Below are 15,595 nucleotides of genomic sequence, written 5' to 3'. Positions count from 1 at the left end.
TCGGTACGTAGAAAAACTACAATGCCGCCGCTGGCAGTAAAGCTAGGGTGGGACTCCTACCTCCCTGGGAGACCCACCTGCTTACTAAGGTGTCTGACCATTTCTATAGCTTCCAAGCTGTAATCTCAGGTCCTGACGATACATGGCGCAGTATCGGACCGGGTACGATGGTCGAGCCACCAACTCCATAAAGCCACGGCAAGGCCGGAAAGTGTTACCAGTGCTGCCACCCAGCCCAGAGCAAGTAGTCCAAGGGATGTCTCGATCACGAAGCCGCCCAAGGCTGCACCGCCAGCATTACCGACATTGAAGGCTGCGATATTCGCCGCCGAGGCTAAGCTTGGCGCACCCTCTGCCGACTTCAAGACACGCATTTGGAGTGGCGGCACTGTACCAAAAGCCGCAGCACCCAAGAGAAAGACGGCGACCGCCATGAAAGCGTTTTGATGCTGGGCGACCGACAGAAAGGCTAGCACTATTGCCAAGAATCCCAAGGAGCCAACCACGGTTGGCATGAGTCGGCTATCAGCAAGTCGACCACCTACCAAGTTGCCAAGGATGAGACCGGCACCGAACAGGATCAACAATGGTCCTACTGAAGTTTCGGCAAAGCCCGTAACACGCGTCAGAATGGGAGCGATATAAGTAAAGACGGTGAAGACTCCCCCATAGCCGAGTACGGTCATCGCTAGACCCAGCCAAACTTGTTTGCGCTTGAGCGCACCTAGCTCCGCACGAAGCCCCTTATGTGATTCTTGCTTCGTTGCGGGCACGAGCAAGGCAGTAGCGATGAAGGCAACAATCGCAATGCCAGTAATGGCCCAAAAAGTTGCCCGCCAACCAAACGCCTGGCCAATATACGTTCCGAGAGGCACCCCTAGAATGTTTGCAAGCGTGGCGCCTGTAAACATGACGGCAATCGCAGACGCTTGCTTCTCCTTTGGTACCAGGCTCGTAGCCACCACCGCACCAACACCGAAAAAAGCGCCATGAGCGAAGGCAGTTACTATGCGCGCAGACATGAGGGTCCAATAATCCGGCGCGATCGCGCAGCTGAGATTTCCGAAGGTGAACAGCGCCGTCAGTCCAAGCAGTAGCTGCTTTCTAGGCAGGCCTGCCGTAAGTGCTGTCAGCAATGGCGCACCAACAACGACCCCCAAGGCGTAGCCTGTGATTAGGAGCCCAGCCGCTGAGATTGATACACCTAGGTCTCGGCCAACTTCCAGCAGTAGTCCCATAATAACGAATTCCGTCGTGCCGATACCGAACGCAGTGGTCGTCAAAGCGTAAAGAGCGATAGGAAGGCTGGAATTCTGCGATGCCATACTGAGATCCTCTCTTGTAAAGCTTGGCCCTCAGGAAAGGAGGGATTCGGCCCAAGCATGCTGCGAGAGAGGAGGATTGACTATATGGCACTTTGGAATAGCATATGTGAATTTCTTTCATAGATGGTAGCCCATGAACTACAGCAATCGCAGCGGCGAAATGGAAGTTTTCGTACGAGTTATCGAAGCGGGAAGTTTTTCCGCAGCGGCACGCGAATTGAGGCTCACCCCATCGGCCGTCAGCAAGTTGATTGCACGAATGGAAGTACGCCTTGGTATACGCCTTCTCACCCGCACCGCAAGGACCCTGGCACCGACACCAGAAGGGGAAGCCTATTATGAACGCAGCGTGCGCATCCTGGCTGATATGGATGAGGGAGACCGTGCCGCGACGGAAGGCACGGCACCCAGCGGCAGATTGCGCGTATACGCTTCAATCCCGTTCGGCAACAACCTGCTCGCGCCGCTGCTACCACGTTTCTTGGCTCAGTACCCCCGGATAAAGCTCGATCTCAGCTTTTCAGATGAAACAGCAAACTTGGTGGAAGAACGAGCCGATATTGCCATCCGCATGGGGCCTCTGCCGGACTCCGACCTGAGGGCGAGGCGGCTCGGCACGACTCGTCTTTGTATGGTCGCCTCACCCGACTATCTAGCGCAATACGGCACGCCGGCCAGGCCGGCCGACCTGGCGCTTCATAACTGTCTCAATTTTAACTTCCGGCGCACTATCGGACCGTGGCGTTTTGTCGAAGACAGAATCGATATGCCTATCACAGGCAATGCAGAAGCAAACAACGGCGAAACTGTACGTCAGCTCGTACTGGCAGGACTCGGCCTGGGCAGGTTAGCCGCATTCCATATCGCCGACGACATTGCTAGCGGCAGGCTCCTCCGGGTACTGGCCAATTATGATCCCAATCACACAGAAGACATCCATGTGGTTTATATCAACCGGCGTCACATGGCGGGTCGAATACGAGCCCTCATCGATTTCCTGATCGAAGAGGTCGGTCCAGTGCTTCGGGAAACGGAAGAGCGATGCAGCTTAAGAAAGATATGAAGCAGTCGATGGATTGGCTCATATTTCAGCTTCTTATCATAAGGAACCTCCCGTCGTACAAGACTGCTCATCACAGGGTATCTGAGACACCGAGCAGTCGGGTCGCTGTCATTCACCCAACGAACCCATACCTCTCGCTCATGCCACATGGTATTCCTACAAGATCACCTGCACGTCGAAAATCTACAATCCCACACTGAACGGTCGGGCTAGGGTGGGGCTCCCTTCACTTCAGGAGCCCCATCCATGCGCATGAACTACTACACTACCAGCCCCGACGGCCTCAAGGCTATGCTCGGCCTGCAGGGTTATGTCCATAAGACCGAGAAGAACGGCGAACTGGGCGATGGCCTGCTGGCGCTGGTCTATACCCGCGTTTCCCAGATCAACGGCTGCGCCTTTTGCATCGACATGCACACCAAGGACGCACGCAAGGCCGGCGAAACCGAGCAACGGCTATACGCATTGAGCGCTTGGCGAGAGACACCCTTCTATTCCGAGCGTGAACGTGCCGCCCTGGCATGGGCCGAGGCCAATACGCTGGTTGCCGGCAACGGCATCGACGACGCCCTGTTCGAAGCTACCCGTGAGCACTTCTCCGAAAAGGGCCTGGCCGACCTCACCCTGGCGATCTGCACCATCAATGCCTGGAACCGGTTGTCGATCAGCTTTGCCGCCGATGCCGGCAGCTACGAGCCTGATTGATGATCAGGCGTTGAGCCCCACCGCCTGCCCGGTCACGACGATACCGCCGGTCAGCGGGATGTCCACCTGCAGGCGGCTGGGCCGGCCCATCGCCTCGCCCTGAAGAATGATCAACTGGGCGGGCGCCTGGAGCAGCCCGGCATCGCGCAGGTAACCTCCCAGCGCCGCGGCCGCCGCACCGGTGGCCGGGTCTTCGACTACGCCGCCGACCGGGAACGGATCGCGGGCGTGGTAGCGCTCCGCACCCTCGCGCCACACCAGCTGCAGCGTGGTCAGGCCCTCGCGCTGCATCAGCGCCTTGAGCCGTGCGAAGTCGTAATCGAGCCGCTCGAGGCGTGCCTTCTCCTTGCACGCCAGCACCAGATGCCAAGCCCCGGCATAGGCTCGCGCCGGTGGAATATCGAGATCGAGCTCCTCCGCCTGCCAGCCGAGCAATTCGCGCACTTCCTGCACCAGTTCAGGTTCGGCGGGTCGAAACTCCGGCTTCACCGAGACCAGCGAGGCCTGCCATTCCCCTTCCACCTGGTTGACCGTGACCATTACCTCACCCACTGCGGTATCCAGCATGTAACTGCCGGCTCCGTCCAATTGGCCTAGCACCACCCCACTGGCTACCGTGGCATGGCCGCAGAAGCTCACCTCAGCCTCGGGGCTGTAATAACGCACCGTACGCCGCTCACCCTCCCCCGCTATAAAGGCAGTTTCGGAATAGCCCACCTCGGCGGCAATGCGCTGCATCTCCGCTGGCTCGGGCAATGACTCGCCCAGCCACACCCCGGCTGGGTTGCCGCCGCTAGGATCATCGGTAAAGGCAGCAAGGCGATAGAGGGTGCCGCTCATGGAAGTCTCCTTGGGTGCGATGCGCTCCCTACCATTTTGGGGCGACCCGGGGCGAACGCAATGGAGAGGCGTAACCTCGCCTTGCCGTGCCAAAGCGATTTCTTGAAACTACGCTCCTCAAAAGGAACTGGACCGTTAGGCAAAGGGAGTCGTGTTATGGCAGATCATCATTCGCCTCATGTCAGTGAGGATTCGCCTGGGGGCCCCGCGTCCGGTGGACGTTCCGCCAGGCTGACGTGGGGCTTGCGTGCCTTCGGGCTGCTCCTGGCACTGATTGTCTGGGTTGCCATGGGCAACGCTGATGGGCTCTCGTCGGATGCGCGATGGGTCGCCACGATCGCGACCCTGATGGCGGTCTGGTGGATGACGGAGGCGATACCGCTCTCGGCCACCGCCCTGCTGCCGATCGTGCTGATCCCGATGCTGACGGAGCGAACCGTCGGACAAACTACGGCGCCCTACGCCAGCTCCATCGTGTTTCTCTTCCTCGGTGGCTTCCTGATTGCCATCGCAATGGAAAAGTGGAATCTCCATCGCCGCATCGCCCTCTTGACGCTGGCTCGCGTCGGGGTCGAGCCAAGGCGGATCGTGCTCGGCATGATGCTTGCCACGGGGTTTCTGTCGATGTGGGTTTCCAATACCGCCACGACACTGATGATGCTGCCGATCGGGCTCTCCGTGCTTCGCCTGGTGGCAGAGCGCAGCGGCGAAACCACGGAAACGGCCGCCCCCGGCCAAGACCATCACCGGGCCGGCCACGTTGACTTCATTCATGACGAAAACATCCAACGGTTCGGACTCTGCCTGCTCCTTGCGATCGCCTGGTCGGCGAGTATGGGCGGTCTCGGTACCCTTCTGGGCAGTCCGCCTAATGCCATTGTCGCCGGCTACGCCGCCGACGAGCTGGGCCGCACCATTGGTTTTCTCGAATGGATGATACTCGGCATACCGCTGGCCTTTACCTTCATCCTGGTAGGCTGGGTGTTGATGACCCGCGTGCTCTACCGATTCAACATCGCGGAGATTCCCGGCGGCAAGGAGATGATCGACGGCGAGATCCGCAAGCTCGGCCCGCTCAGTCAGGGCGAAAAAATGGTGATGATGGTCTTCGGCTCGGCCGCGTTCCTGTGGGTCGTGCCCGGTGTACTGGCCAACATCCCGGGGGTGGGCGAGCGGTTGGGTCTGTTCGGTGAGCTCGACGATACCGCTATTGCCATTGCTGCCGGCATCGCAATGTTCATCCTGCCCGGTAGAGGCCGTAGCGAGATGGTGCTGAACTGGCAGGATGCCGAGGATGGGCTGCCCTGGGGCGTGCTGCTGCTGTTCGGCGGTGGCCTCAGCCTTGCCGGCGCAGTCGCGGCGAGCGGCCTGGACAGCTGGTTCGGGGAGCAGATCACCGGGCTGGAAGTGCTGCCGATCCTGCTTCTGGTCGCTGCGGTGGCCGCTCTCGTGCTCTTTCTCACCGAGGTGACCAGCAACACGGCGACGGCCGCGACCTTCATCCCCGTGCTCGGCGGGGTGGCGGTCGGTATCGGCGCCGACCCGATGACGCTGCTCATACCCGCGGCCTTCGCTGCAACCTGCGCCTTCATGCTGCCGGTCGGCACGCCGCCCAATGCCATCGTCTTCGGTACCGGTGCGGTTTCCATCGCCCAGATGGCGCGCGGCGGCGTCATTCTCAACATCATCGGGGTGATCCTGATCACCTTCTTCTGCTACCTGCTTGGCGGCTTTGCGCTTGGCCTGCAGTTCTGATGAGGAAGAGGGCAATCGCGATCCGCTCCGAGACGCCTACCTGATAGAGACATGAAAGCTGGCAGGCAATAACAACGGAGAAGGGAGGCGCCTGGCCTCCCTTTTTCATGTGCAAATCATCCCGCGTGCTGAGCGATCAACGCTCGCGATAGTTGAACTCTTGGCGGGTAAGCGCCCCGTCATGGTTTCGGTCCATGAACAAGAAAATTTCCGGCAGGGTACCCGCCTGAGCCTCTTCCCGTGAGAGCCGGCCGTCGCCGTCTCGGTCCAGCTGCTCGAAGCCATGCTGGGCGGAGTAGCTTGAAGAAGCTGCCGGCGGAATCGGCTCTTCTGCGCCCCTCTCGGCAAGGGCAATGCCAGAGGAAAGGGCAAGCGCCAGGAACAGTGCAGTTTTCTGGGTTCTCATGTCAGTCTCCCAATTCGTTGCGGTATGAGGGCGCACTCGCTCGTGAAATGTTCCGCGGGTGCCGACCCGATGGGTGTATTCTAGAGAACACCAATCACCTGACTAGCCCGCAAATTTCTAACTTTGCGTTTCGCTGGGGAAACGACTAATGTACGGCTGTCTCTCGCCGGTACCGATGCGATGCATGATCTAAACGACCTCTATTACTTCCATGCCGTGGTGACATATCACGGCTTTTCAGCCGCTTCGCGTCATATCGGCGTGCCCAAGGGAACCCTCAGCAAGCGCATCGCACGCCTAGAAGAACGGCTCAAGGTTCGCCTGCTGGAGCGTTCGACTCGTAAAATACGCACCACAGACGTAGGGCACGCCTTCTATGAGCACTGTCAGACCGTGCTCGCCGGCGCCGAAGCGGCGGAGACGGTAGCGGCGCAGGCATACGCGGAGCCCAACGGCGTCGTTCGGCTCAGCTGCCCGCAAGGTTTGATCCAGAACCTGATCGAAGAGGTTTTGCCGGCATTCATGAAGACCTACCCCAAGGTTCGGGTGCATATGCAGGTCTTCGACCGACGTGCCGACCTGATCGAAGATCGGCTCGATATCGCCATACGCGTTCGCAGCAAGCCGGATATGGCCGATTCCTCGCTGATCATGCGCCCGCTGGGCCAGAATCACCTGGTAATGGCGGTAAGCCCGGCCGTGCACGCCGCCTGCAAGCGGGGGCTTACCATTGATGAGCTCGCGCAGGTGCCGACGCTTTCGATGGGGAGCGATACGGACGAGGTTCGCTGGGAGCTGACGGGGCCGAACGACGAGACGCGCGTCATCAATCTGCGACCCCGACTCATGTGCAGCAACTTCGACATGCTGCTGGCGGCGGCGTGCCAGGGGCTGGGCGTGGCACAGCTTCCCATACACATCTGCCGCAGAAGCTTTGCCAAGGGGGAGCTGGTGCACGTACTGCCCGACTGGCGCTCACCCTTTGGCACGATTCAGGCAGTCTTCTCCTCGCGCAAGGGGCTCGTGCCCGCGGTGCGGGCCCTGATCGACTTCCTCGCCCAAGCCGTTCCCTGCAAGCTCTCGGTCGATGCCTGACGGGTAAGACGCTTACCTCTCTTTCCTCGGTAATGGAATGGAGAACTGAATACTTGTCGTCTATAAGAAAGAGTGTTCTCAGACATTCGTTTCTTAAGTTTGATGACTTATTGCGTCGAGAAAATAAAACCGCCGAATCGAGGTAAAGCATGAAGGTCACAAGAATCATGGCCAATACGCCGACTTCCGATATCAACGCGGCTGAAGCCTTCTACGGTGAGATTCTGGGCCTCGAACGATTGATGGATCACGGCTGGTTTCGAACTTACGGCTCGGACGAAAAGATGACGATTCAGGTGAGCTTCGGCACGGAGGGCGGCTCCGGCACGCCGGTGCCCGACCTCTCCATCGAAGTCGACGACCTCGAAACTGCCCTGGTACGCTGTCGAGAGGCGAACATACCCATCGAATACGGGCCTGCCAGCGAGCCCTGGGGCGTGAGGCGCTTCTACGTGCGTGATCCATTCGGCAAGTTGGTCAATATTCTGCAGCACGAGTGAATCAGAACGAGAAAAGCGGCTTTGCACCATGCATTTTTCATTCAGTCCTGCTCCGTCAACCTGGCGAACAGCGGCATCAGTAGCGCGAATAATTCCGCCTGAGAGGAGATATTGCACTTGGCATAAAGCTGACGGCGGAAGACCTTTACCGTCTGGGCACTGACATCCAGGTGCAAGCCGATGGAAAGCGAGGAGTGGCCGCGCAGGATGTAGAGGGCCACTTCCGCCTGGCGCGGGCTCAGCCGGATGCCATGCTCCTTTTCGAGCACTGCGCGCAGACGCTCTCCAAGCGGCGCCGGCGCCGCCTTGGCGGCACTTTCAGGACGATAGTCTCGCCAATGCGCCTCCAAAAGTGCACTGAGAGTCATCTCGTTTTGCCGCAGGGCCTGAAGTTCACGCTTGCCGAAAGGCTTGCCGCTGGAGCGATCCCTGCCGAAACAGGCGGTCAGCGTTACGTTCTCGGTAATGCTGGCGAAGATCGCTACTTCATCGAGTAGTGTGGTCTGCTTGTAGTAGTTGTTGTAGTAATGCGTGCGTCGGAAGTGATCCGGCGCCACGTCCATCAGTCGTCGCATTCCCCGCACGCTTCCCTTGAGGTGCTCGCGGTAGAAAGGATCCAGCAGGTAGGCACCACCCAGGTATTGATTGTCCATCGGAAGGTAAACCACTGGGTCCGTGAACTCGCGGTAGAGCACCGCTGGCCGCTGTTCACCGTGATAAGCAATGACGATCAGGTTGTCGAAAGCCGCCAGGCCTTTCACCAGGCACGAGAAGTATCGTGGCAGTTCTGGCGTCGCCAAGGCCTTGATGGCATTGGCCAGTATTTCGTCGCGTTCGCTGTGTGTCACCAATTCCACATCCGCTGGACCATACCACGCTGGGGTTATGTACCTTCCCGGGACCGGCCAATACGGTAATAAACCGAGCGGTGACCGAATGTCGCAGTCTAGCCGGGCCCTTCGAACGCCGGCAACTCGCGGGTGAGCCGTTCGCCTGTGGGGACAAGGCCCCGCACCTCATTGCGTCGTACCGGCCTGGTGAAAGCCCGGCGTCGGCGTCAACGTGTCCTGGAGACGGATCATGACGGAAAACAATATCAAACTGGAAAGAACACTATCCCTGAAGGCCGTGGTGCTGTTCGGCCTGGCCTACATGACCCCGCTGATCGTGCTGGGCACCTTCGGCGTGATCGCCAGCGCCAGCGAAGGTGCCGTACCCACCGCCTATCTCATTACCACGGTGGCCATGCTGTTTACGGCATACAGCTACGGCATCATGGCGCGTACTTATCCGGTTTCGGGCTCCGCCTATACCTATGCGCGCAAGGCTATCGACTCGCGGGTCGGCTTCATGGTGGGCTGGAGCGTACTGCTCGACTACTTCTTCCTGCCCATGGTGATCTGGCTGATCGGGGCCGCCTACCTGAATGCACGCTTCCCCGAAGTGCCGGGCTGGATCTTCCTGCTGGGCTTCATCGGCATTACCACCTTTCTCAACGTCTACGGCCTCAAGCTGGCCTCCAAGGTGAACTCGCTCTTGATGACGTTCCAGATACTCGTCATCGCCTTCTTCGTGCTGCTGTCGGTTCGGCATGTGCTCTCCACCGGCGGTGCCGAGGCGCTGTTCAGCCTGGGGCCGTTCGTCGGCGACGATGCCGGCTTCACAGCCATTGCCGCGGGCGCCGCGGTGGCGGCCTACGCCTTCCTCGGTTTCGACGCTGTCACCACCTTGACCGAAGAAACCATCGAGCCCAAGCGCAACATCCCCCGGGCCATCATGCTGACCGCCCTGATCGGCGGCGGCATCTACGTGCTGGTGGGTTACACCACCCAATTGGCGCATCCTGGCAGCAACTTCGCCAATGCCGACTCCGCCGCCTTCGAGATCGCCAGGATGATCGGCGCAGACCTGTTCGGGGCCATCTTCCTGGCCGGCATGGTGCTGGCACAGTTCACTTCCGGCCTGGCGGCCCAGGCCAGCGCCTCGCGCCTGCTGTTCGCCATGGGCCGCGACTCGGTGCTGCCGCGCAAGCTGTTCGGCGCCCTGCATCCGCGCTTCCATACCCCGGTGTTCAGCATCGCGCTGACCGGTGCCATCGGCATCGTGGCCTTGTTCCTCGACGTGCTATCGGCCGCCTCTTTCATCAACTTCGGCGCCTTCATCGCCTTCACCATGGTCAACCTCTCGGTCATCTTCCTGGTCAACCGGGATCCGGAGGCAAGGCGCCGATACGGTGTACTCAGGGGCATGGTGGTGCCGCTGATCGGCGCGCTGGTCAACCTCTGGCTGATGAGCAAACTGGATATCAACGCGGTGATCCTAGGGCTGATCTGGCTGTCGATCGGGCTGCTGCAGCTGATCAACCTGACGCATTTCTTCCGTCGCGAACCGCCCGAGGTCGACTTCGACGAATCGGAGCCCGAGCCGGCGCCCGCCTCGGTGGAAGCCAATCTGTAAATGGAGCGTTCCATGCCTAGATACTTGCCCGTCCTGGTCGTCCAGGAACCCTCACGACAGCCCGGCACGGACGCCGAGCTTCGTGACTTCGAGGCTGAGCTGGCCGTCTACCTGAGCGACTTCGGTGCCGAGTTCGAGCAGCCAAGAATGGTGGTCTATCCGGAGTTTTATCTCAGCGGATCCAGCGGCACGCCGGAGCAGCGCAGCGCCCAGCTGGAAGCCGCCGCCGAGCCGATCGACGGTCCGCGCAGCCGTCATTTGTCGCGCATCGCCCGCCATCTGGGTATTTGGCTGTTGCCGGGCACGGTCTGCGAACGGGGCGAAGATGGCCACCTGTACAACACCGCACCGGTTTACTCGCCCCAGGGCGAGCGTGTGGCCGCCTACCGCAAGTGCTTCCCCTGGCGCCCCTACGAGCCCTTCCAGCCGGGCAATCGCTTCGAGGTGTTCGATATCCCCGGGGTGGGCAGGATCGGCCTGGCCGTCTGCTACGACATCTGGTTTCCCGAAGTGGCGCGGCAACTGGCCTGGCTGGGGGCAGAAGTGATCGTCAACCAGGCCGCCACCTCCACCTGCGACCGTGCCCAGGAGCAGGTTCTGGTGCAAGCCAATGCCATCTTCAATCAGGTCTTCATGGTCAGCGCCAACGCGGCCACGCCGACGGGAGAAGGCCAAAGCCTGATCGTCGACCCCGAAGGCCAGGTCCGCACGCGCATGCCGGGGGCCACTTCAGGCATCCTCACCGACGTGCTGAATCTGGATGAGGTGGAGCGAGTGCGTACCTTCGGTACTGCGGGCCTGAATCGCATGTGGTCCCAGTTCCGGGATAGTGACCCGGTGCTGGAACTGCCCATGTACGAAGGGCAGATTGACCCGCGCCGGTGGCGACGGATGGGACACTGAACGAAGGTCAATAACAGCACGAGGAAGGTTCGCTTCTCGGTCTGTCACCTACCGGTTTGTAGCAGACCGAGCGCGAGCTGCCGGAACGCCTCGACGGCCTTCGGCAGAACGGAACGAGGATCGTCGGAGGCGGCGATCCACAGCGCGGCGTTGAGCGCCGCGCCATTGAACAGCCGGGCGGCAGCTTCCGCATCCACCGGCTTGGCCGTGCCCTCATCGATGAGTGCCTGGATGGTCTGGGTCGTCGTGAGAAGGCATGCGTTCTGGTTGGGCCATTGCGATGGGTCGCCGAGCACGGCCGGCCCGTCCAGCAGCATGATGCGCTGAATTTCGGGCTCCAGCGCCATCTCGATATAAGCGACACCTTCGTCGAGCAGCCCCTCCCATCGGCTGGGTGCCTGATGTTGGGCAGCTCGCATCCGTGCCACCATCTCGCTGTCGATCTGATCGACCACGGCCTGCAGCAAGCCTTTCTTGCCACCGAAGTTGTGGTAAAGCGCCCCACGCGTCAGCCCTGCCTCGGCAGTGATGTCATCCATCGATGCGGCCGCGTAGCCCTTGGCCGCGAACGCCTTCCGAGCGGCTCGAATGAGCTTGGCGCGGGTTTCCGCCATCATTTCCGCACGTTTCGTCGCCACTGCCCTCTCCTGGCTCAAACTCCCCTCATGCATCGCCAAGTGTCGCATGCCTGCACTTGCATACATAGCGTATGCCAATTGACATACGCACCGTATGTGCCAGTATTCACATACGCGGTGTATATCAATGCCGCTTCAACCGGAGCACAACGATGGCCAAACGCGATGCAGTCTTCCCTGCCGGCCGGCAGGCGCTGTACGAGATCAACCGCTACTCGGCGGCAATTCGCTCGGGCGATTTCCTGTTCGTCTCGGGCCAGGTCGGCAGCCGCGAGGACGGCTCTCCTGAACCCGAGTTCGACAAGCAGGTCCAGCTTGCCTTCGACAATCTTGCCGCCGTGCTCGACGCCGCCGGCTGTACCTTTGACGACATCGTCGACGTGACCACCTTTCACACCGACCCCGCCGCCCAGTGGGAAGCGATCGACAGAGTTCGAACAAAAGCAATCGGCGAGCCGCCCTACCCCAACTGGACGGCCGTAGGCGTGAACTGGCTGGCGGGGTTCGATTTCGAGATCAAGGTGATCGCGCGGATTCCGCAAGCGACAGCGTAATACCACAAGAGCACACCGCCGCCTAATCAACGGCGGTGTGCAACAACCGACATTGACCTCAACTTACCTTCAGGTCCTATGGTTCTTACATGCAGAGCGATGGAGGGTCTGACCTTGCGTTCGCTATGTAAAAAGTGATTTCAACCGTCAGCCAGGAGTCTACCCGTGGCCATGAGTTCCCCCATCTTCCGCGTCGACAAGTTTTCTGTACCTGAAGCCGCTCGCGAAGAATTCCTTAGAAGGGTCCACGATACCCATCAATTGCTACGACGCCAGCCAGGATTCATTAGAGATTCCCTTTTAGAGCAAGTGGCGGGCCCTGGAAGATTCAACATCGTGACGATAGCGGAATGGGAAAGCCAAGAGGCAATCGACACCGCCCGTATGGCAATCAACAAGGCTCACAGAGAAAGCGGTTTTGACCCGCAAGAAACGATGGCTCGACTGGGAATCGAAGCCGATATGGCCAATTATCAGCTTATCGAGCCCTGAGCTCGAGTCGATAATGCGTGACATCAGGACATGACAGGCTGAAGCGATGTTGCCCACCAGCATAGTAACGACACGACTTTCCCTCCGTCAGCCGCGCAGCTCAGACGCCTCCCGCCTTTTTCGCGCATATACCATGGATGCGGAAGTGACTCGCTACTTGGTGTGGCGCCCGCACAAAGCGATAACCGAAGCCGAGGCTTTCATTGCAACTTGCATCGAAGCCTGGGAAAACCGCACGCGTTTTCCTTACATCATCACGCTGACAAGCCATGAGCAAGAGCCCATCGGCATGGTAGAGGCACGCCCCAATGGCCATACGGTCGATATGGGATATGTCCTGGCGCGCCAATTCTGGGGGCAAGGCATCATGCGCGAAGCGTTGATCGAGCTGACCGAGCGCTGCCTGGCACTACCCGAATATTACCGGGTTCAGGCCACATGTGATGTCGAGAACCTAGCCTCCATTCGCCTACTGGAAAAAGCGGGCTTCTCGAGAGAAGGGCGACTCGAGCGATACGCCCTGCATCCGAATATCAGTCCAGAGCCCAGGGCATGCTTGATGTATGCCCGCTGCCGGTAGCTAGGCCATACTGCAGCGGATGGTGCGGCCAAGCCAGGCGAGACAACCAGGGAGCGGCTCATGGACGAAGACCTTGACCGGATGACCCGCGAACAGCTGATCGTGGAGACCAGGCGTCTTCGCCAGGGCATCCGCGAACACCGCGACTGCAGCCGGCACGACCTGTGCTGGCATCACCCGGACTTGTGGGAGCTGCTGCCCGACAAGACCGATCCGGTACCCGTGGTACCGGAATGGCCGGAATTCCTCAGGGGCTGCATCAAGTACCGACAGTCGCTGGACAAGCAACTGCCCAACGCACCGCGTACAGATGAACCATACGAAGAGTAAGCAACCTCGAGGCTACTGATAATGGCCGACGAATTCATCGATACTCCCCGCTCCCCTCTCGTGCTCGCCCCGGGAGCTGGCCGCACCTACCCAATGGGCCGTATTCCCGCCGTCTTCAAGGCCGATGGCAGCGAAACCGTCAACCGATACTCCATCTCGGACTAATGGCTCGAGTCCAACATGCCAGCCATCAGTCAGTGGTTCGTACAACACCCGCCCGGAAACACCGACAAGTGAGAATACTCGCGAACCGAGCCCTGACTGTCGGTGAACAGCACGACGGCCGGAAGGGGACCTTCGGCACTTACGGTGTGAAGACATGAGCGTCGATGGTGCCATCGGGGGCTGAGATTTCGATAACGCGAGACATGAGCAGGCGCCGGGTGTCGAGGGGAAACATCTCGTCAGGGTAAAAGACACCCAGGCGCATCTAAGCAGAGACAGGCCCCCTCGACGAGACGGGCGGGGCCGAAAGTGGCCCGGAGCGAATCCAAGCCGGCATTGACGGTCCTTTCTCCCCTGTTCGATATTGTACTGATCGGCCGGTCGATTCGGTGCGCCTGTGCTTGTCCGAAGCCTCCTGGGCAAGCTGCGTTCCCCTGCTTGCGAATCGTCCCGGCGTGCCGTCAACGAGGTTGGGCTGCCTTCGTGCCTGGCTCGAGTGAACCGGAGGATGACCATGAGACCCGGAAACGCCGGGATGAATACCAGGAGCGATTCGTGGCCCGTGGCGACGATTGCCATTGCCCAGTTGTTCGGCACGTCACTCTGGTTCAGCGCCAACAGCGCGGCGGACGACCTGATGCGCACCTGGCACGTGAGTGCAGCAGATATCGGCTGGCTGACCAGCTCGGTACAGGGTGGCTTCATCCTTGGCACGCTGGTCATGGCCCTTGGGGGCCTGGCGGATCGCTATCGCGCCAGCCGGATCTTCGTCTGCTGCGCGATGGCCGGCGCCCTGTTCAATGCCTGTTTCGCTCTGTACTCGGAGGGACTTGCCAGTGCCGTGGTGTTTCGCTTCCTGGTCGGCGTGTCGTTGGCGGGCATCTATCCGGTAGGCATGAAGTTGATCGTCAGCTGGGCGCCACAGCGCACCGGCCAGGCGTTGGCACAGCTGGTCGCCATGCTGACACTCGGCACGGCGCTGCCTCATGGGCTGCGGGAGGTGGGGGCCGCCCTCCCCTGGCAAATCATCATTCTCGCTTCGTCAGGGCTCGCTCTGCTGGGGGCGCTACTGATCCACTGGCTGGGGGATGGGCCTCACCTGCCGGACGCTCGCCAGCGCAAGGCGGCCGCCCATGCGACAACGAAGCGACGCGCGACTGTGCTCGATGCGTTCCGAATAAACCGGTTTCGGGCAGCCGCGTTGGGATACTTCGGCCACATGTGGGAACTGTACGCCTTCTGGACGGTAGTGCCGCTGCTGGTGTCGCAGACGGTTCTGGCCAGCGAGTACAGCGCGCTCGGCGTCTCCGGCATGGCGTTCGGCATCATCGGCGTCGGGGCGCTGGGCTGCGTGGTCGGCGGGCAGCTGTCTCGGCGGATCGGCAGTGCCAAGGTGGCGCTGGGCGCCCTGGCCTCTTCCGGCGTTTGCGCTGTGGTGTTTGCGCTGTTCTGGCAGAACCTGCCTGCCATCGCGCTGGGCCTGCTGCTGCTGGTGTGGGGTGCGACCGTCGTCGCGGATTCCCCCCAGTTTTCCGCCCTGTCGGCACAAGCCTGCCCACGGGAGCTGGTCGGGGCCGCGCTGGCCATTCAGAACTCCATCGGCTTTGCCATCACCGTCGTCTCTATTGCCGCTACCACGGCGCTGTTCGAGCACGTGGGCTTGAACGCCGCCTGGCTGCTCGTCCCTGGTCCGATCGTGGGCCTGCTCGGCTTCGCGTGGGCCTCCCGGCACGCCGTCGATGCGGGAGCCGCGCCACAGGGTACGCCGTAGCACGCAATGAGGCGGC

Annotated in this window: 18 protein-coding genes; 13 read left to right on the top strand and 5 right to left on the bottom strand. The window is 60.6% G+C overall.

Translation table 11 applies throughout. The features are described from left to right. Window positions 1-125: 125 nt before the first annotated feature. Window positions 126-1,325 (bottom strand): MFS transporter, encoded by a 1,200-nt coding sequence (locus tag ACOJCM_RS08675; RefSeq protein ID WP_445211661.1) that lies wholly within the window; start codon window positions 1,323-1,325, stop codon window positions 126-128. 133 nt (window positions 1,326-1,458) lie between these two features. Between ACOJCM_RS08675 and ACOJCM_RS08670 the strand changes: the two genes are divergently transcribed. Next, window positions 1,459-2,388 carry a LysR family transcriptional regulator gene (locus tag ACOJCM_RS08670; protein ID WP_445211660.1) on the top strand — a complete coding sequence of 310 codons (930 nt, stop codon included), beginning with the start codon at window positions 1,459-1,461 and terminating at the stop codon, window positions 2,386-2,388. A 252-nt stretch (window positions 2,389-2,640) separates the two neighbouring features. Next, window positions 2,641-3,093: a carboxymuconolactone decarboxylase family protein gene (locus tag ACOJCM_RS08665; RefSeq protein WP_445211659.1), complete on the top strand. Its 453-nt coding sequence runs from the start codon at window positions 2,641-2,643 to the stop codon at window positions 3,091-3,093. A 3-nt stretch (window positions 3,094-3,096) separates the two neighbouring features. Here ACOJCM_RS08665 and ACOJCM_RS08660 read toward each other — a convergent pair whose 3' ends face one another. Continuing rightward, complete coding sequence (locus ACOJCM_RS08660) at window positions 3,097-3,933, bottom strand: PhzF family phenazine biosynthesis protein (RefSeq protein ID WP_445211658.1); 837 nt, start codon at window positions 3,931-3,933, stop codon at window positions 3,097-3,099. Between the two features lie 156 nt (window positions 3,934-4,089). On the opposite strand from ACOJCM_RS08660, the gene ACOJCM_RS08655 reads away from it, so the two are divergent. Beyond that, window positions 4,090-5,688, top strand: a complete 1,599-nt coding sequence (locus ACOJCM_RS08655; protein ID WP_445211657.1) for an SLC13 family permease — start codon at window positions 4,090-4,092, stop codon at window positions 5,686-5,688. A 136-nt stretch (window positions 5,689-5,824) separates the two neighbouring features. Here the strand turns inward: ACOJCM_RS08655 and ACOJCM_RS08650 are convergent, their stop codons facing one another. Further along, complete coding sequence (locus tag ACOJCM_RS08650) at window positions 5,825-6,094, bottom strand: hypothetical protein (protein WP_445211656.1); 270 nt, start codon at window positions 6,092-6,094, stop codon at window positions 5,825-5,827. Window positions 6,095-6,274: 180 nt separating this feature from the next. Between ACOJCM_RS08650 and ACOJCM_RS08645 the strand changes: the two genes are divergently transcribed. Both ACOJCM_RS08645 and ACOJCM_RS08640 read left to right on the top strand, forming a co-directional pair. Beyond that, window positions 6,275-7,189 carry a LysR family transcriptional regulator gene (locus ACOJCM_RS08645; protein WP_445211655.1) on the top strand — a complete coding sequence of 305 codons (915 nt, stop codon included), beginning with the start codon at window positions 6,275-6,277 and terminating at the stop codon, window positions 7,187-7,189. Between the two features lie 149 nt (window positions 7,190-7,338). After that, window positions 7,339-7,689 (top strand): VOC family protein, encoded by a 351-nt coding sequence (locus ACOJCM_RS08640; protein WP_445211654.1) that lies wholly within the window; start codon window positions 7,339-7,341, stop codon window positions 7,687-7,689. A gap of 41 nt (window positions 7,690-7,730) precedes the next feature. Here ACOJCM_RS08640 and ACOJCM_RS08635 read toward each other — a convergent pair whose 3' ends face one another. After that, window positions 7,731-8,537: a LuxR C-terminal-related transcriptional regulator gene (locus ACOJCM_RS08635; RefSeq protein ID WP_445211653.1), complete on the bottom strand. Its 807-nt coding sequence runs from the start codon at window positions 8,535-8,537 to the stop codon at window positions 7,731-7,733. A 232-nt stretch (window positions 8,538-8,769) separates the two neighbouring features. On the opposite strand from ACOJCM_RS08635, the gene ACOJCM_RS08630 reads away from it, so the two are divergent. Together ACOJCM_RS08630 and ACOJCM_RS08625 are read left to right on the top strand one after the other, a co-directional pair. Then, complete coding sequence (locus ACOJCM_RS08630; protein ID WP_445211652.1) at window positions 8,770-10,146, top strand: APC family permease; 1,377 nt, start codon at window positions 8,770-8,772, stop codon at window positions 10,144-10,146. Between the two features lie 12 nt (window positions 10,147-10,158). Then, window positions 10,159-11,049 (top strand): carbon-nitrogen hydrolase family protein, encoded by an 891-nt coding sequence (locus ACOJCM_RS08625; protein ID WP_445211651.1) that lies wholly within the window; start codon window positions 10,159-10,161, stop codon window positions 11,047-11,049. 44 nt (window positions 11,050-11,093) lie between these two features. On the opposite strand, the gene ACOJCM_RS08620 is transcribed toward ACOJCM_RS08625, so the two are convergent. Beyond that, window positions 11,094-11,687, bottom strand: a complete 594-nt coding sequence (locus ACOJCM_RS08620) for a TetR/AcrR family transcriptional regulator (RefSeq protein WP_445211650.1) — start codon at window positions 11,685-11,687, stop codon at window positions 11,094-11,096. Window positions 11,688-11,839: 152 nt separating this feature from the next. On the opposite strand from ACOJCM_RS08620, the gene ACOJCM_RS08615 reads away from it, so the two are divergent. The 6 genes from ACOJCM_RS08615 (at window position 11,840) to ACOJCM_RS08590 (ending at window position 15,579) form a co-directional block, all read left to right on the top strand. Continuing rightward, on the top strand, window positions 11,840-12,241 hold the full coding sequence (locus ACOJCM_RS08615; RefSeq protein WP_445211649.1) for a RidA family protein: 402 nt from the start codon (window positions 11,840-11,842) through the stop codon (window positions 12,239-12,241). Between the two features lie 171 nt (window positions 12,242-12,412). Then, entirely contained in the window at window positions 12,413-12,733 is a 321-nt protein-coding gene (locus tag ACOJCM_RS08610; RefSeq protein WP_445211648.1) for an antibiotic biosynthesis monooxygenase family protein, read from the top strand. A gap of 46 nt (window positions 12,734-12,779) precedes the next feature. Beyond that, window positions 12,780-13,313 (top strand): GNAT family N-acetyltransferase, encoded by a 534-nt coding sequence (locus tag ACOJCM_RS08605; protein WP_445211647.1) that lies wholly within the window; start codon window positions 12,780-12,782, stop codon window positions 13,311-13,313. A gap of 60 nt (window positions 13,314-13,373) precedes the next feature. Next, window positions 13,374-13,643, top strand: a complete 270-nt coding sequence (locus tag ACOJCM_RS08600; protein ID WP_445211646.1) for a hypothetical protein — start codon at window positions 13,374-13,376, stop codon at window positions 13,641-13,643. A 21-nt stretch (window positions 13,644-13,664) separates the two neighbouring features. Beyond that, complete coding sequence (locus tag ACOJCM_RS08595) at window positions 13,665-13,808, top strand: hypothetical protein (protein ID WP_445211645.1); 144 nt, start codon at window positions 13,665-13,667, stop codon at window positions 13,806-13,808. A 562-nt stretch (window positions 13,809-14,370) separates the two neighbouring features. After that, window positions 14,371-15,579: an MFS transporter gene (locus ACOJCM_RS08590; RefSeq protein WP_445211644.1), complete on the top strand. Its 1,209-nt coding sequence runs from the start codon at window positions 14,371-14,373 to the stop codon at window positions 15,577-15,579. The last annotated feature ends 16 nt before the right edge of the window (window positions 15,580-15,595 follow it).

Source organism: Billgrantia hypersalina (assembly GCF_052584175.1).
The sequence above is the reverse complement of the archived record's forward strand: the minus strand, read 5'-3'. Positions and strand labels throughout refer to the sequence as shown.

Excerpts from the sequence above, each read along its gene's own strand:
- ACOJCM_RS08675 (WP_445211661.1), bottom strand. The coding sequence starts at position 1,325 with ATGGCATCGCAGAATTCCAGCCTTCCTATCGCTCTTTACGCTTTGACG.
- ACOJCM_RS08670 (WP_445211660.1), top strand. The coding sequence starts at position 1,459 with ATGAACTACAGCAATCGCAGCGGCGAAATGGAAGTTTTCGTACGAGTT.
- ACOJCM_RS08665 (WP_445211659.1), top strand. The coding sequence starts at position 2,641 with ATGAACTACTACACTACCAGCCCCGACGGCCTCAAGGCTATGCTCGGC.
- ACOJCM_RS08660 (WP_445211658.1), bottom strand. The coding sequence starts at position 3,933 with ATGAGCGGCACCCTCTATCGCCTTGCTGCCTTTACCGATGATCCTAGC.
- ACOJCM_RS08655 (WP_445211657.1), top strand. The coding sequence starts at position 4,090 with ATGGCAGATCATCATTCGCCTCATGTCAGTGAGGATTCGCCTGGGGGC.
- ACOJCM_RS08650 (WP_445211656.1), bottom strand. The coding sequence starts at position 6,094 with ATGAGAACCCAGAAAACTGCACTGTTCCTGGCGCTTGCCCTTTCCTCT.
- ACOJCM_RS08645 (WP_445211655.1), top strand. The coding sequence starts at position 6,275 with ATGCATGATCTAAACGACCTCTATTACTTCCATGCCGTGGTGACATAT.
- ACOJCM_RS08640 (WP_445211654.1), top strand. The coding sequence starts at position 7,339 with ATGAAGGTCACAAGAATCATGGCCAATACGCCGACTTCCGATATCAAC.
- ACOJCM_RS08630 (WP_445211652.1), top strand. The coding sequence starts at position 8,770 with ATGACGGAAAACAATATCAAACTGGAAAGAACACTATCCCTGAAGGCC.
- ACOJCM_RS08625 (WP_445211651.1), top strand. The coding sequence starts at position 10,159 with ATGCCTAGATACTTGCCCGTCCTGGTCGTCCAGGAACCCTCACGACAG.
- ACOJCM_RS08615 (WP_445211649.1), top strand. The coding sequence starts at position 11,840 with ATGGCCAAACGCGATGCAGTCTTCCCTGCCGGCCGGCAGGCGCTGTAC.
- ACOJCM_RS08610 (WP_445211648.1), top strand. The coding sequence starts at position 12,413 with ATGAGTTCCCCCATCTTCCGCGTCGACAAGTTTTCTGTACCTGAAGCC.
- ACOJCM_RS08605 (WP_445211647.1), top strand. The coding sequence starts at position 12,780 with ATGTTGCCCACCAGCATAGTAACGACACGACTTTCCCTCCGTCAGCCG.
- ACOJCM_RS08600 (WP_445211646.1), top strand. The coding sequence starts at position 13,374 with ATGGACGAAGACCTTGACCGGATGACCCGCGAACAGCTGATCGTGGAG.
- ACOJCM_RS08595 (WP_445211645.1), top strand. The coding sequence starts at position 13,665 with ATGGCCGACGAATTCATCGATACTCCCCGCTCCCCTCTCGTGCTCGCC.